Annotated in this window: 12 protein-coding genes; 8 read left to right on the forward strand and 4 right to left on the reverse strand. The window is 67.1% G+C overall.

Features of this window, described 5'->3' with window-relative positions:
- The first annotated feature begins 1 nt into the window (after position 1).
- Together ACNQPB_RS12170 and ACNQPB_RS12175 are read left to right on the forward strand one after the other, a co-directional pair.
- A complete protein-coding gene (locus ACNQPB_RS12170) occupies positions 2-688 on the forward strand; it encodes an ABC transporter ATP-binding protein (protein WP_498751996.1) in 687 nt (228 codons plus the stop codon).
- Positions 689-727: 39 nt separating this feature from the next.
- Positions 728-1,807 (forward strand): Gfo/Idh/MocA family protein, encoded by a 1,080-nt coding sequence (locus ACNQPB_RS12175; RefSeq protein WP_498751998.1) that lies wholly within the window; start codon positions 728-730, stop codon positions 1,805-1,807.
- A gap of 301 nt (positions 1,808-2,108) precedes the next feature.
- Here ACNQPB_RS12175 and ACNQPB_RS12180 read toward each other — a convergent pair whose 3' ends face one another.
- Positions 2,109-2,555 carry a DoxX family protein gene (locus ACNQPB_RS12180; RefSeq protein WP_498752000.1) on the reverse strand — a complete coding sequence of 149 codons (447 nt, stop codon included), beginning with the start codon at positions 2,553-2,555 and terminating at the stop codon, positions 2,109-2,111.
- Between the two features lie 10 nt (positions 2,556-2,565).
- A complete protein-coding gene (locus ACNQPB_RS12185; RefSeq protein ID WP_498752001.1) occupies positions 2,566-3,270 on the reverse strand; it encodes a phosphonatase-like hydrolase in 705 nt (234 codons plus the stop codon).
- A 198-nt stretch (positions 3,271-3,468) separates the two neighbouring features.
- Here ACNQPB_RS12185 and ACNQPB_RS12190 point away from each other — a divergent pair, with 198 nt between their 5' ends.
- The 5 genes from ACNQPB_RS12190 to ACNQPB_RS12210 are packed head-to-tail and all read left to right on the forward strand — an operon-like array spanning position 3,469 to position 8,333.
- On the forward strand, positions 3,469-4,650 hold the full coding sequence (locus ACNQPB_RS12190) for a TIGR03364 family FAD-dependent oxidoreductase (RefSeq protein ID WP_498752003.1): 1,182 nt from the start codon (positions 3,469-3,471) through the stop codon (positions 4,648-4,650).
- Between the two features lie 26 nt (positions 4,651-4,676).
- Positions 4,677-5,621, forward strand: coding sequence for a phosphate/phosphite/phosphonate ABC transporter substrate-binding protein (locus ACNQPB_RS12195; protein WP_498752005.1), 945 nt, complete (start codon positions 4,677-4,679; stop codon positions 5,619-5,621).
- Positions 5,621-6,385 (forward strand): phosphonate ABC transporter ATP-binding protein, encoded by a 765-nt coding sequence (locus ACNQPB_RS12200; RefSeq protein ID WP_498752007.1) that lies wholly within the window; start codon positions 5,621-5,623, stop codon positions 6,383-6,385. The genes ACNQPB_RS12195 and ACNQPB_RS12200 overlap by 1 nt, the downstream gene beginning before the upstream one ends.
- The gene (gene phnE / locus ACNQPB_RS12205) at positions 6,382-7,200 is read left to right on the forward strand and encodes a phosphonate ABC transporter, permease protein PhnE (protein WP_498752009.1); all 819 of its coding nucleotides are present in this window, start codon (positions 6,382-6,384) and stop codon (positions 7,198-7,200) included. The genes ACNQPB_RS12200 and phnE overlap by 4 nt, the downstream gene beginning before the upstream one ends.
- 29 nt (positions 7,201-7,229) lie before the next feature.
- Entirely contained in the window at positions 7,230-8,333 is a 1,104-nt protein-coding gene (locus tag ACNQPB_RS12210) for an FAD-dependent oxidoreductase (protein ID WP_498752010.1), read from the forward strand.
- Between the two features lie 89 nt (positions 8,334-8,422).
- Here ACNQPB_RS12210 and ACNQPB_RS12215 read toward each other — a convergent pair whose 3' ends face one another.
- On the reverse strand, positions 8,423-10,642 hold the full coding sequence (locus ACNQPB_RS12215) for an NADP-dependent isocitrate dehydrogenase (RefSeq protein ID WP_498752011.1): 2,220 nt from the start codon (positions 10,640-10,642) through the stop codon (positions 8,423-8,425).
- 357 nt (positions 10,643-10,999) lie between these two features.
- Between ACNQPB_RS12215 and ACNQPB_RS12220 the strand changes: the two genes are divergently transcribed.
- Entirely contained in the window at positions 11,000-11,971 is a 972-nt protein-coding gene (locus ACNQPB_RS12220; RefSeq protein WP_498752013.1) for a trypsin-like serine peptidase, read from the forward strand.
- A gap of 131 nt (positions 11,972-12,102) precedes the next feature.
- Here ACNQPB_RS12220 and purH read toward each other — a convergent pair whose 3' ends face one another.
- Positions 12,103-13,773, reverse strand: a complete 1,671-nt coding sequence (gene purH, locus ACNQPB_RS12225) for a bifunctional phosphoribosylaminoimidazolecarboxamide formyltransferase/IMP cyclohydrolase (protein WP_498752015.1) — start codon at positions 13,771-13,773, stop codon at positions 12,103-12,105.
- Between the last annotated feature and the right edge of the window lie 72 nt (positions 13,774-13,845).

A 13,845-nucleotide genomic window follows, 5' to 3' on the forward strand; every position in this document is an offset into this window, starting at 1 on the left:
CATGATTGAAGTCAAGGACCTGGTCCGCCAGTTCAAATCCGGCGACCGCACCATCAAACCGGTCAACGGCGTCAGTTTCGAACTCGGAAAAGGATCGCTGGCGTCCATCGTGGGCAAGAGCGGCAGCGGCAAGAGCACACTGTTGTCCCTCCTGGGCGCGCTGGACAAGCCCACCAGCGGAGACGTCGTCGTGGATGGCGTGAGCCTGGCCGGCCTCCCGGACGGCAAGCTGACCGAGTACCGGCGCCGGGACATCGGCTTCGTCTTCCAGCAGTTCAACCTGATCCCCAACCTCAGCGCCGTGGACAACGTGATGCTGCCGATGGAGTTCGCGGGCGTCCGGAAGTCTGCGCGGGTCCAACGCGCCAAGGAACTGCTGGAGCAGGTGCAGCTGGATCCGGAGAAGCAATCGCGCCGGACCAATCGCCTCTCCGGCGGCGAACAGCAGCGCGTGGCGATCGCCCGCGCGCTGGCCAACGAGCCCAAGCTGATCCTGGCCGACGAGCCCACCGGGAACCTGGACGAGCAGACCGGCGATCACATCATCGAGCTGCTGAGCTCGCTGAGCCGCGACCACAACACCACCATCCTGGTGGTCACGCACGACCGCGGCCTGGCCCGGAAGGCGGACCGCCGGTTCCGGCTGCAGCAGGGCCAGCTGAGCGAAGAGGTGACGGCCGGAAACTGACCGCCACTCCTCGGCGTCCCGGGTGAGAGGATGGTCACCATGAGCAAGCACATCGCCAGGCCGTGGCTGTTCAGCCAGGAAAACCAGGACCCCCGGGCCGCCACCGGAAAGACCCTGCGCTGGGGTGTGGTCGCCACCGGCGGGATCGCGCAGACCGTCACCGGGGACCTGCTGCAGCTCGAAGACGCCGAACTGTATGCGGTCAGTTCGCGCCGCCAGGAGTCGGCGGACGCCTTCGCCGCGGCGCACGGGGCGAAGATGGCGTACGGGGACGACGGCGGCCTGCACGGCTACCAGCGGCTGCTCGCCGACGACGCGGTGGACGTCGTCTATGTCGCCACCCCGCACGCGCAGCACTACCAGGTGGCGAAGGCGGCGCTTGAGGCCGGCAAGCATGTGCTCTGCGAAAAGGCGCTGACCATCAATGCCCGCGAGGCCACCGAGCTGGTGGAGCTGGCGCGCAAGCGCAAGCTCTTCCTGATGGAAGCCATGTGGAGCCGTTTCCTGCCCAGCATGCAGCGGGCGTTCGCGATTGCCGCGTCCGGCGAACTGGGCGAGATCAAGTGGGTCAGCGCGGATCTTGGCTTCCCGGTACCCTACGACCCCACGGCGCGGATCTGGGCGCCGGCGGACGGCGGCGGCGCCCTCCTGGACCTGACTGTCTATCCGCTTCTCTGGGCGTGGGGCACATTGGGGGCGCCGCAGACCGTCAGCGCCGTGGGCACCCTGAACGGCGACGGCGTGGATTCGCAGAACGGGCTGACCCTCGGCTATGACAGCGGCGCCATCGCGCAACTGACCTCTTCCTTGCTCGCCCACGGCCCGCGCTGCGCGTCCGTGGCCGGAAGCAAGGGTTTCCTGCAGACCCGCGGTTCCATCAACAACCCGCGCGAACTGCATATCCGCACGGGGTGGGACGAGCCGCGGGTGGAGCGCTTCGACGTCGTGGGCGTGGGGTACTGCTACGAACTGCGCGAGGTGACCCGCTGCATCCAGCAGGGGCTCACCGAGAGCCCGGTGATGCCGTGGGAGGATTCGCTGGACACCATGCGCCTGTTCGACGGCGTCCGTTCCCAGCTGGGCATCCGTTACGCCAACGATCTTCCCAAGGGCATGTGACAGGGGCGTCAAACGGCCTTGGAAGATTCCGTACCGGCGTCCTCTTCCCGTCATTCACGATGCCCGGCGTGACAGTTGGCGTCGATATTCCGCTTTTTGTGGACCCGTTATTTTCCCGGACCTACCATGTACGCAACCGTTGAATCTGAGTCAGAGGCTGGGGGCGTCAGATTAAGCTGCGCAAGCCGCAAAGCTGCTTCGGAAACCACGGCTACAAATCCGGCGGGTGGCGTCCCGTCCGGAGATCAGGTGGTGGCTCCGATAGCGGTCCCTGTCAATATCGGGGCCACCATGCTGAACGTCAACGCCGGCGCGCTTTGATCCTTTTCCCACCGGACATCTTCCGGTCCAGTGAGGCTGCGCCCCCGCCCAGGAAGACAAAGGCCAGGGACACCACGACGTAGACAATGAGCAGTTCGCCCGCGATTCCGCCCGTCCCCGGAAACAGGGGCTTGCCGGATTCGGTGACGAACCAGATGGCCGCGAACATTACCGCCGCCAGGAAGCCGGCCAGCCGGGTGAATGCGCCCAGCAGGAACATCGCGCCCAGGCCGGTCTCCCCGGCGATGACCAGCCAGGACAGCAGCTCCGCCTTCTGCACCCCCATCGCGGCAATGGATGATTCGAACGCTTCCTGCCCGGCCAGGACCTTCTGGACACCGTGCAGCGCCAGGAGCGCACCGACGCAGATCCGGAGCAGGGCGGTTCCGCGCGAGATGGAAGTGGCGGAAGGATTCAGGAAATTCACGCACCCAAATCTATGCCAGCAGCGCTGGAATGTCCTTGACGCCGTCGAGGAGGTGGTGGTGCGGGTGGGCGCCCAGTTCCCCCCGGCCGAGCTTTCCGCTGAGGACGCCGACGGCGGTGACCCCTGCGTTCATCGCGGCCTGCAGGTCGTTCACCGTGTCCCCCGCTGCAAGGACCTCGCAGACGTCGAGCACGCCGGTCAGCTCCATTGCCCGGTGGATCATGTGCGGTGCCGGGCGGCCGGCAGATACCTCGTCTGAGCAGACGACGGCGTCCAGCAGCACGGCGCCGGGGTCACCGGCGTCGCTGGTTCCCTCTGCTCCGGCCAGCTTCCAGCCAAGTCCGGCCAGCAGCGGATCGGCGACGTCGCGCGAGAAACCGGTGGTCAGGGCCACCTTGATGCCGCGGCGGCGCAGCTCCCGGATGGCGTCCTCCACGCCGTCGAGCGCTACCGGCGGCCTGGCCGTGTAGAGCCCGGCCAGGATCTCCTTGAAACGCACGAACGCACCCTGGACGCGTTCCGTGCTTGGCGTTCCGCCGCCCAGGCCGATGAGGGCCGCGATCGCCTCGACCTTGTCCGCGCCCATCCATTCCTGGACAGCCGCCGGCGTGGTGCTTGCGCCCGTCTCTTCGACGCTGCGGGCGAGGGCGGCGTAGACGTCGCCGTGTTCGTCAATGGTGGTTCCGGCCATGTCGCAGGCTACGAGCTTGATCATTGGTCCTCGGATTCATTCAGGAGTTCATTTACGCCACTTGATAATACAAGTCAGGATTGGCAGGAAATGCGCAATTCGGGCGTCCTCGATGAACAACACATGAACTCGATTCGGCGAAAAGAAAGTTTCGGTTAATTTGTATATACAAGTCCCGATTCAGCTTGAAATCAGTCGCCGCGGCCCGCCAATGTCAATACCGTGAATTCCGAGTCTTCCTCTTCAACGCCACCGGCAGCCGATGTGGTGATCATCGGAGCCGGCATCGTCGGCCTCGCCCACGCTGCCCACGCGGTGGCCAACGGCCTGAGTGTGACCATCCTCGAACGCGACCACCACGCCGTCGGCGCCTCCATCCGGAACTTCGGTCACTGCTGCATCACCGCGCAATCCGGCGGGCTCTACGAACTTGCCCGGACCTCCCGCAAGTACTGGCTCCAATTCGCCGAGCGGGCCGGCTTCCAGGCCCTCGAGTCCGGGGCGGTGGTGCTGGCCCGCAGCGAGGCCGAGCTCGCCGTGCTCCGCGAACTGTCGGAACGCCGCGAACCGGGCCAGGTGGTGCTGCTCTCCCCCGAGGAGACCCGTGCCCGCCTCGCCGGAAGCCCTGCCGACGGCGGCGATGCACCGGCCGCTCCGTGGCCCGGCCTGCTGGGCGGCGCGTTCCTCCGGGACGATCTGCGCGTCGACCCACGCACCACGGTCACAGCCCTGGCGGACTGGCTGGCCCGGCAGCCCGGCGTCGAACTCCATTGGAACACCGCGGCGCTCGGCTTCGAGGAAGGCCCCGGCGCCACCACGGTCCGCACCCCGCGCGGCAGCTTCCGCGGGAAGGAGGTCTTCGTGTGCGTCGGCCACGACGTCGACTACCTCTTCCCGGAACTGGCCGAAGAGCACCGGATCGAGCGCTGCGCCCTGCAGATGAGCCGCGCCGAGCCGCCCGTGGGGCTGGAAATCGGCCCGGCCGTGCTGACGGCGACCTCCATGCTGCGCTACCCGGCCTTCACCGACATGCCCTCGGCGGCGGCCCTGCGCGCCGAAATGCAGGCGGACCGTCCGGAGCTGTTGGCCATCGGAGCGAACGTGATGTTCACCCAGCGCCCGGACGGCACGCTCATCCTGGGCGACTCCCACCACTACCACCGGACCGCGGCGCCCTTCCTGGCGGAAGAGGTCAGCAGCACCCTCAACCGGGAGATCTCGGACGCCATCGGACTCCCCATGCAGGTCATCGAGCGCTGGCAAGGCGTCTACGCCTCCAGCGAGGTGGCTCCCCTCCTGGTCCGCGAGGTGCAGCCCGGCGTCACAGTCGTCTCCGTAACCTCCGGCGTCGGCATGACCCTCTCCTTCGGCCTGGCCCACAAGAACATTTCCCGCCCCTCCTGAATCCCCTCCCTTCCCAAAGGAAACCCATGAAAACGAAGCTCATCCCCGTATCCGTCCTCGCCGTCACCGCGGCACTGGCCCTGAGTGGCTGCGGCGGAAGCGCCCAGTCCGCAGCAAACCAGTCCGCAGCAAACCCGTCCGCGGCAGACGCCAAGAACGCCACCTGCCCGGGCGGCGAAATCAAGTTCGGCATCGAACCCTACGAGGACCCGGCAAAACTCAAGCCGGCCTACGATGTCCTGGCCTCGGCCCTGTCCAAGAAGCTCGACTGCCCCGTGAAGGTGCAGGTGGTGGAGGACTACGCCGCCGAGGTCCTGGCCATGCGCAACGGCAAGCTCGATCTCGGCCAGTTCGGCCCGCTCGGCTACGTCTTCGCCGACGTGAAAGCCAAGGCCGAGCCGCTGGTCTCCTTCGGCACCGCCGACAAGAAACTCAGCAGCTACACGGCCGGCATCTGGGTTCCCAAGGACAGCCACATCCGGAAGATCGAGGACCTCAAGGGCAAGTCCCTGGCCTTGGGCAGCGTCGGTTCCACCTCCGGGGATGTGCTCCCCCGCTTCGCCCTGCGCGAAGCCGGCATCGCGGATGCGGACCTCAAGATGGACTACACCGGCGGCCACCCGGAGGCCCTGCTTGCCCTCAAGAACGGCAAAGTGGACGCCGCGGAAATCAACTCCCAGACCCTCGCGACGGCCATCTCCGAAGGCACCTTCACGAAGGCTGACTTCCGCCTGGTGTGGAGCTCGGACCCCATCCCGAACGACCCCATCACCGTCCGCGGCGACGCCGACCCCGCCTTCAAGAAGGCAGTCAAGGATGCCTTCCTCAGCCTGGAACCCGGAGACGTGGCGAAGGTGGGCTCGTTCCTGGATGTCACCCCTCCCGGCCCGCTGCTCGCGGTGGACAAGGAAAGCTACAGGCCCCTCTTCGAGCTCGCCACGGCGATGAACCTCAGCGAAAAGGACCTGTAGTGCACACCCCGCTGCTCTCCGTCCGCGGCCTGGCCAAGTCCTTCGGCGGCCGCGAGGTCCTCAAGGGCGTGGACTTCGACGTCCGTGCCGGCGAGCTGGTTGCCTTCCTCGGCGCCAACGGATCCGGCAAGTCCACCACCCTGCGCTGCATCATGGGCGTCGCCCAACCGGACGCGGGAAGCATCACCATCGACGGCCAGGAACTCGGCAGCCTGCCGTGGCGGCAGCTCCAGCAGGCCCGGCAGCGCACGGCCATGATCTTCCAGAAGATCCACCTCGTGCCCCGGCGCACGGCTCTGGACAACGTCTGCGCAGGTGCCCTCGCCCGCATCCCGACCGCTCAGTCGTTCTCGCCGCTGTTCTTCCCCCGTTCGGTGCAGCAGGAGGCTCTCGACTGCCTGGAACGCGTGGGACTGGCGGACCGCGCCTTCGACCGCGTCGGCCGCCTCTCCGGCGGACAGCAGCAGCGCGTGGCCGTCGCCCGGGCGCTGTGCCAGCGGGCCGACGTCGTACTTGCCGACGAGCCGGTTTCGGCGCTCGACCCGCACGCCGCCGAACAGGTGATGGCCTTGCTGCGCGAGTTGGCCCATGCCGAAAACCTCGCCGTCGCCGCGGTGCTGCACCAGCCGGACCTGGCGCTACGGCACGCGGACCGCTGCATCGGCCTGCTCAATGGCACCATGGCGTTCGACCTGCCGGCCCCCGGCCTCACCCAGGCCAGGCTCGACGCGCTCTACGCGCCGGACCGCGTGGCGGCGGCATGAGCGCCGGTCTGTCCGCGCGGGCGCTCTCCAAACGCCCGCGCCCGGCGCTGCGATGGAGCACGACGGCGGCAGTGGCTGCCGCCGTCGTCCTCGTTCACGCACTGGCCATCCAGGGGACGGACTTTCAGCCGGCCCTGCTGGTGGACGGCTGGAAGGGCATGGCCGCCTTCGTGGCCGACGCCTTCCCGCCGGACCTGGACTGGGAAAAGACCCTGCGGCCAGGTCTCGAAGCAACGCTAGTAACGCTGTGGATCGGCCTGCTGGGAACCACGTTTTCGGTGCCTTTCGCGCTGTTGCTGGCAGTCCTGGCCGCCCGGACCACCACGCCACACCAGGCCGTCTACCAGGCCGCCCGCGCGGTGCTGTCCTTCTTCCGTGCGGTGCCGGACATCGTGTTCGCGCTGATCTTCGTGACCGCTGTGGGCCTGGGTCCCTTCGCGGGCGTGCTGGCGCTCATCTGCCACAACACCGGGGTGATGGGCAAACTGTGGGCCGAAGCCATGGAGGAGACCGACTGTGGCCCGCAGGAGGCTTTGCGTGCCGCCGGCGCCAACCGGGTCCAGCAGCTGGCGAATGCCACCCTGCCCATGGTGGTTCCGCAGTTCGTGGGCCTGCTGCTCTACCGCTTCGACGTGAACGTTCGCTCCTCCCTGGTGCTGGGCCTCGTGGGTGCGGGCGGCATCGGCCTGCTGATCAACCAGTCCATCAAGTCCTTCCGGTTCGATTCGATGCTCACGCACATCGTCATCGTGCTGGTGCTCATCATCGCCGTCGACCAGCTGTCCGCCCTCATCCGCAGGAAGCTGGCCGCGTAGCCCCGGAGGAAACCGGCAGAATGGAGCGCATGAATGTTGACGTAGTGGTAGTGGGCGGCGGAGCAATGGGCTCGGCGGCCGCGTGGCAGGTGGCCCGGAGCGGCAAATCGGTGGTGCTCCTGGAGCAATTTGAGGAGGGCCACAAGATCGGTGCCTCGCACGGCGCCACCCGGAACTTCAATACCGCCTACGCCGAGCCGGATTACCTCAGCCTCCTCGCCGAGTCCCGGAAGCTGTGGGACGAGCTGGCCGAGGAAACCGGAACGCCGCTCCTGGACCTCGTGGGACTGGCCAACCACGGCAATGTTGCCAAACTCCGCACCGTCCACGAAGCCCACCAGGAACGGGGCATCGAAAGCCACTTCGTCTCCGCCGCCGAGGCGGCCGGGCGCTGGCAGGGAATGAACTTCCGCAGCGACGTCCTGTTCGTGCCCGGCTCCGGGCGGGTACGTGCGGCGGAAGCACTTGTCGCGCTGCGGAAAGCGGCTGAATCCCGCGGAGCCCGCTTTCAGTATTCGACGCCGGTGCGCGCCATCCGGGTCCTCGGCGCCGATTCGGTGCTGGTGGTGACGGACGAGACGGAATACACGGCGCGCCGGGTGGTGGTCACGGCCGGGGCCTGGTCCGGCAAGGTCCTCGCAGGGCTCGCTCCCTTGCCGCCGCTGGTTGTCACCCAGGAACAGCCGGCCCACTTCACCCCGCTGGACGACTCGCTGGAGTGGCCCAGCTTCAACCACAACCCGGATCCGGACGACCCCCGGGACGCCTACTGGTACAGCCCGGTCTATGGCATGGTGACGCCGGGCGAGGGCATCAAGGCCGGGTGGCACGGCGTGGGCCCCGTGATGGATCCCGACGCGCGCACCTTCCAGCCCGAACCCCGCCAGCTTAAAGCTTTGGTGCGCTACGCGCGCGAGTGGCTTCCCGGCGTCGACCCTTCATCGGCGGAGCCGATCAGCTGCACCTACACCACCACCCCGGACGAAGACTTCGTGCTGGACGGTTTCGGCCCGCTGGTGGTGGGTGCCGGCTTCTCGGGGCACGGTTTCAAGTTCACCCCGGCGATCGGCCGGGTCCTGGCGGACATCGCCGACGGCGGCGTGGCACCTGCGCGCTTCGCGGCGGCCCGTTGAACGGGGCGTTAAACCCAACTGACCCGCAGTTAAGGCCGTTCCGGGAACCCAAAACGTCCACAACTGCGAGCCAGTTGGCTAAGCCGTGACTACTTCAAGGTGGAAAGCACCTTGTTGAAGGTCCCGGACGGGCGCATGACCGCGGAAGCCTTGTCGGCGTCCGGACGGTAGTAGCCGCCGATCTCCACCGGGGAACCCTGCACGGCGAGCAGCTCGCCCACGATGGTTTCCTCACCGGTGGTCAGCGCTTCGGCGACCTTCGCGAAGGAGGCGGCCAGCTCGACGTCGGCGGTCTGCTTGGCCAGTTCCTGTGCCCAGTAAGACGCCAGGTAGAAGTGGCTGCCGCGGTTGTCGATGGTGCCCAGCTTGCGGCCCGGGGACTTGTTCTCCAGCAGGAAGGTGCCGGTGGCACGGTCCAGGGTGTCGGCCAGGACCTGTGCGCGGGCGTTGCCCTCGGTGGTGGCCAGGTGTTCGAAGCTGACGGCCAGGGCAAGGAACTCACCCAGGCTGTCCCAGCGCAGGTAGTTTTCCTTGAGCAGCTGCTGAACGTGCTTCGGAGCGGAGCCGCCGGCGCCGGTTTCGAAGAGACCGCCGCCGTTGATCAGCGGAACCACGGAGAGCATCTTGGCGCTGGTGCCCAGTTCCAGGATCGGGAAGAGGTCCGTGAGGTAGTCGCGGAGCACGTTGCCGGTCACGGAGATAGTGTCTTCACCCTTGCGGATGCGGTCCAAGGTGAAGGCCGTGGCCTTGACCGGGGACATGATTTCGATCTGCAGGCCCTCGGTGTCGTGGTCCTTCAGGTATTCCTTGACCTTGGCGATGAGCTGCGCGTCGTGTGCGCGCTCTTCGTCCAGCCAGAAGACGGCCGGGGTCTTGGAGGCGCGGGCGCGGGTGACAGCCAGCTTGACCCAGTCGCGGATGGGGAGATCCTTGGTCTGGCAGGCGCGCCAGATGTCGCCGGGGGCAACCTCGTGCTCGATCAGGACCTTGCCGGAGCCATTAACCAGCTGCACCTTGCCGGCGTCCTGGATTTCGAAGGTTTTGTCGTGGCTGCCGTATTCCTCGGCGGCCTGGGCCATGAGGCCGACGTTCGGGACGGTGCCCATGGTGGTGGGGTCGAAGGCGCCGTTGGCACGGCAGTCGTCGATCACTACCTGGTAGACGCCGGCGTAGGAGCTGTCCGGAAGGACTGCGAGGGTGTCTGCTTCCTTGCCATCCGCGCCCCACATGTGGCCGGAGGTACGGATCATGGCCGGCATGGAGGCGTCCACGATCACGTCGGAGGGAACGTGCAGGTTGGTGATGCCCTTGTCGGAGTCCACCATGGCCAGTGCGGGGCCGTTTTCCAGGCCCTGCTTGATGGCGGCGGCAACCTCTTCGCGGATGTCTTCCGGGAGTTCCTCGAGGCCGTTCAGGATGGCGGCCAGGCCGTTGTTGGCGCTCAGGCCGGCGGCTTCGAGCTGCTTGCCGTACTTGGCGAAGAGGTCTGCGAAGTAGGCCTTGACCACGTGGCCGAAGATGATGGGGTCCGAAACCTTCATCATGGTGGCCTTCAGGTGGGCCGAGAACAGCACGCCTTCTTCCTTGGCGCGGGCGACCTGGGCGGCGAGGAACTCGTCCAGCGCGGCGGCGCGCATCACGGTGCCGTCGATGACCTCGCCGGCCAGCACGGGGATGGACTGCTTGAGGGTCTTGACCGTGCCGTCTTCGCGGACCAGCTGGATGCGGAGGGTGTCGTCGGCCGGGATCACCACGGACAACTCGTTGGAGCGGAAGTCATCGGCACCCATGGTGGCAACGTTGGTCTTGGAGTCGCTGCTCCAGGCACCCATGGAGTGCGGGTTCTGGCGGGCATAGTTCTTCACGGACAGCGGGGCGCGGCGGTCCGAGTTGCCTTCGCGCAGGACCGGGTTCACGGCGGAGCCCTTGATCTTGTCGTAACGGGAGCGGATGTCCGTCTCTTCATCCGAAGAGGGGTTGTCCGGGTAGTCCGGCAGGGCGTAACCCTGACCCTGCAGTTCGGCGATGGCAGCCTTCAGCTGCGGGACGGATGCGCTGATGTTGGGCAGCTTGATGATGTTGGCTTCGGGCTTCTTCGCCAGTTCGCCGAGCTCGGCCAGGGCGTCACCGGTGCGCTGCTCTTCGGTGAGGTAGTCACCGAAGACCGCAATGATGCGGCCGGCCAAAGAGATGTCTCGGGTTTCCACGTCCACGCCCGCCGTCGAAGCGAAGGCTTCGATGATCGGCAGGAAGGAATACGTGGCCAGCATCGGCGCTTCATCGGTGTGGGTGTAGATAATCTTGGCCATTGCTCGGGCGTCTCCCTGAAGGTCTCCCGGGGCTGCGAGCCCGCCGCTGCTCGTGTCGGCGCGCAGGACGAACCACAAAACCCCTCGCGATGTTTGCCGGATGATGCCCGGCGGAACATTCCAACTATGCCACAGCGGGCCATTTCGCCCCTAAATTGCAAGGGTTCCCGCGGCTTGCATGACGCCGCGACCGAGCGGGTTCGCGCGGCGTGGGAGCCGCCGTCGTATTTCATAGAGAGCTATCACAAAGCCTGAAACATCTCTTTACAAAGCTGTCACAGCACGGGTACCTTCGTTCCGTTATCCCGCGGCGGCCTCCGCCCCGGGCCACTTTCCCCACCGAAAGTCAGGACAATCGTGACAAGAACCAAGACCTTGGCCACAAGCCTTCTCGGTCTCACCGCAGCCGCAATGTTCGCCTTTACGTCCGCGGGAGGGGCGGCCGCAACGTCTGTGTCCGCCGACGCCAAGACTTCGTCCCACGCGGTAAGTGCCACGCTCCGGACCACCGGCGTGGCCGACTATTGGACCCCCGAGCGCATGCGCGCCGCGGTCCCCGGCGATGTCCTGGCCCGCAAGGCACTGGAGCGCGGCAACACGTCCCGCGCCGCCGTCGAGCAGGGCAAGTCGACCAGGATTTCCGGCAAGGCGGGCAAGGGCAAGCCTTCCCTGCACACCGACGAGGCTCCCGTGTCCCACATCGGCAAGGTCTTCTTCACGCTCGGCGGCGTCAACTACGTCTGCTCCGGCAATTCCGTGGCCTCCGCGAACAAGAGCACCGTCTCCACCGCGGGCCACTGCGTCAACGAGGGCCCCGGCGCCTTCGCCACCAACTTCGTCTTCGTCCCGGCGTACCTCAACGGCGCCGCTCCGTACGGTAAGTGGACTGCCCGCGCCCTGTACACCACCAGCCAGTGGAGCTCGGGCGGCGACATCCAGTACGACACCGGCTTCGCCGTCGTCTCCACGCTGAACGGCCAGGCGCTCTCCGACGCGGTGGGCGCCTCGGGTGTCGAGTTCAACGCAGCCCGCGGCCTGAGCTACAAGGCCTTCGGCTACCCGGCCGCGAGCCCCTTCGACGGCCAGTCCCTCAAGGCCTGCTCCGGTACCGCCAGCAACGACACCATCAACCCCGGCGGCACCACCCAGGGCATCCCCTGCGACATGACCGGCGGCTCCTCCGGCGGCCCCTGGTTCATCGGCAGCAACTCCGAGGGCTACCAGAACTCGATCAACAGCTACGGCTACGGCAGCCGCTCCACCACCATGTACGGCCCGTACTGGGGCTCGGTCATCCAGCAGGCCTACAACAACGCCTCCGCCAACTAGGCTGACTTAAACCACGACGGCGGCCGTCCCCTTTGAGGGGCGGCCGCCGTTTCGCTTCCCATCGACTGCTCAGCACATGTCGTTTTGAGCCTCCAAAACGACGTTGTTGCAGCAGTCGATGCGGGTGGGGATCAGTGGAAGAAGTGGCGTGCTCCGGTGAAGTACATCGTGATGCCGGCGGCGTTGGCCGCGGCGATGACTTCCTCGTCCCGGACGGAGCCGCCGGGCTGGACCACGGCGCGGACACCGGCGTCGATCAGGATCTGCAGGCCGTCGGCGAACGGGAAGAACGCGTCGGAGGCAGCCACGGCGCCGCGGGCACGCTCGGGTGCACCGGCAGCGGAGGCGTTGGAGGCACCGCCGGCACCGTCGACGTCGGACTCCACGGTCACGCCCAGGGTGTTGGCGCGCTCCACGGCCAGCTTGCAAGAGTCCAGGCGGTTGACCTGGCCCATGCCGATGCCCACGGCAGCGCCGTTGTCGGCCAGCAGGATGGCGTTGGACTTGGCGGCGCGGCAGGCGGTCCAGGCGAAGGCAAGGTCCGCGAGGGTGGCCTCGTCAGCAGCCTCGCCCGCGGCGAGGGTCCAGTTGGCGGGGTTGTCGCCGTCGGCGTCCACCTTGTCGCTCATCTGCACCAGCACACCGCCGGACACCTGGCGCATCTCGGCCGGGTAGCGGCCGTAGCCCTCGGGCAGGGCCAGCAGGCGGATGTTCTTCTTCTTGGAGAGGATCTCCACGGCTTCGGGCTCGAAGTCCGGGGCGATGACGACCTCGGTGAAGATGTCCGCGACCGTGCGTGCCATGCCGGCGGTTACCGTGCGGTTCGCCGCGATCACGCCGCCGAACGCGGAAACGGGGTCGCAGGCGTGGGCCTTGGCGTGGGCATCCGCGATCGGGTCCTCCGCGGAAGCGGAACCGACGGCCACACCGCAGGGGTTGGCGTGCTTGATGACGGCGACGGCGGGCTCGGCGAAGTCGAAGGCAGCGCGCAAGGCGGCGTCGGCGTCCACGAAGTTGTTGTAGCTCATGGCTTTGCCGTGCAGCTGGTCGGCCTGGGCGATGCCGGCCGGGGCGGCCTTGTCCACGTAGAGGGCGGCCTGCTGGTGCGGGTTCTCGCCGTAGCGGAGCACCTCGGAACGTTCCAGTGCCAGGCCGGCGTACGCGGGCCAGTCGATGATGCCGTCGCCGTCTTCGTCCAGGAACTGGGAAGCGGTCCAGGTGGCCACGGCGTTGTCGTAGGCCGCGGTGTGCGCGAAGGCCTTGGCGGCCAGGCGGCGGCGGGTCTTCAGGTCGAAACCGCCGGCAGCGGCAGCCTCCACCACGGAACCGTAGAAGGAGGGGTCGGTGACGATGGCGACGGCGGCGTGGTTCTTTGCGGCCGAGCGCACCATGGCGGGGCCTCCGATGTCGATCTGCTCGACGACGTCGTCCTGGCCGGCGCCGGAGCGGACCGTCTCGACGAAGGGGTAGAGGTTGACCACCACGAGATCGAAGGGCTCGATCTCCATCTTGGCGAGGGTGTCCATGTGGGCCTGGACGCGGCGGTCGGCGAGGATGCCGCCGTGAACGCGCGGGTGCAGGGTCTTGACGCGGCCGTCCAGCATTTCCGGCGAACCGGTGACCTCTTCGACTTCCTTGACCGGGATACCGGCCGCGGCGATCTTCTTGGCGGTGGACCCGGTGGAGACGATGGCGACGCCGGCCGCGTGCAGGCCCTTCGCGAGCTCCTCCAGTCCTGTCTTGTCGTAAACCGAGATCAGTGCACGGCGGATAGGGACACGGTCAAGCTGCGTGAAGCTCACAAAAGTCTCCGTCTAAGATCGCGTTGGGTTCGCGGATGGTGGGGATACGCCACAGTTTATCGCGATTGCGCT

The organism is Curtobacterium sp. LFS079, assembly GCF_047977865.1.
Classification (GTDB): Bacteria; Actinomycetota; Actinomycetes; order Actinomycetales; family Micrococcaceae; genus Arthrobacter.

Bases quoted from the DNA above. Each gene is read 5' to 3' on its own strand.
- ACNQPB_RS12170 (WP_498751996.1), top strand. From the start codon at position 2: ATGATTGAAGTCAAGGACCTGGTCCGCCAGTTCAAATCCGGCGACCGC.
- ACNQPB_RS12175 (WP_498751998.1), top strand. From the start codon at position 728: ATGAGCAAGCACATCGCCAGGCCGTGGCTGTTCAGCCAGGAAAACCAG.
- ACNQPB_RS12185 (WP_498752001.1), bottom strand. From the start codon at position 3,270: ATGATCAAGCTCGTAGCCTGCGACATGGCCGGAACCACCATTGACGAA.
- ACNQPB_RS12195 (WP_498752005.1), top strand. From the start codon at position 4,677: ATGAAAACGAAGCTCATCCCCGTATCCGTCCTCGCCGTCACCGCGGCA.
- phnE (WP_498752009.1), top strand. From the start codon at position 6,382: ATGAGCGCCGGTCTGTCCGCGCGGGCGCTCTCCAAACGCCCGCGCCCG.
- ACNQPB_RS12210 (WP_498752010.1), top strand. From the start codon at position 7,230: ATGAATGTTGACGTAGTGGTAGTGGGCGGCGGAGCAATGGGCTCGGCG.
- ACNQPB_RS12215 (WP_498752011.1), bottom strand. From the start codon at position 10,642: ATGGCCAAGATTATCTACACCCACACCGATGAAGCGCCGATGCTGGCC.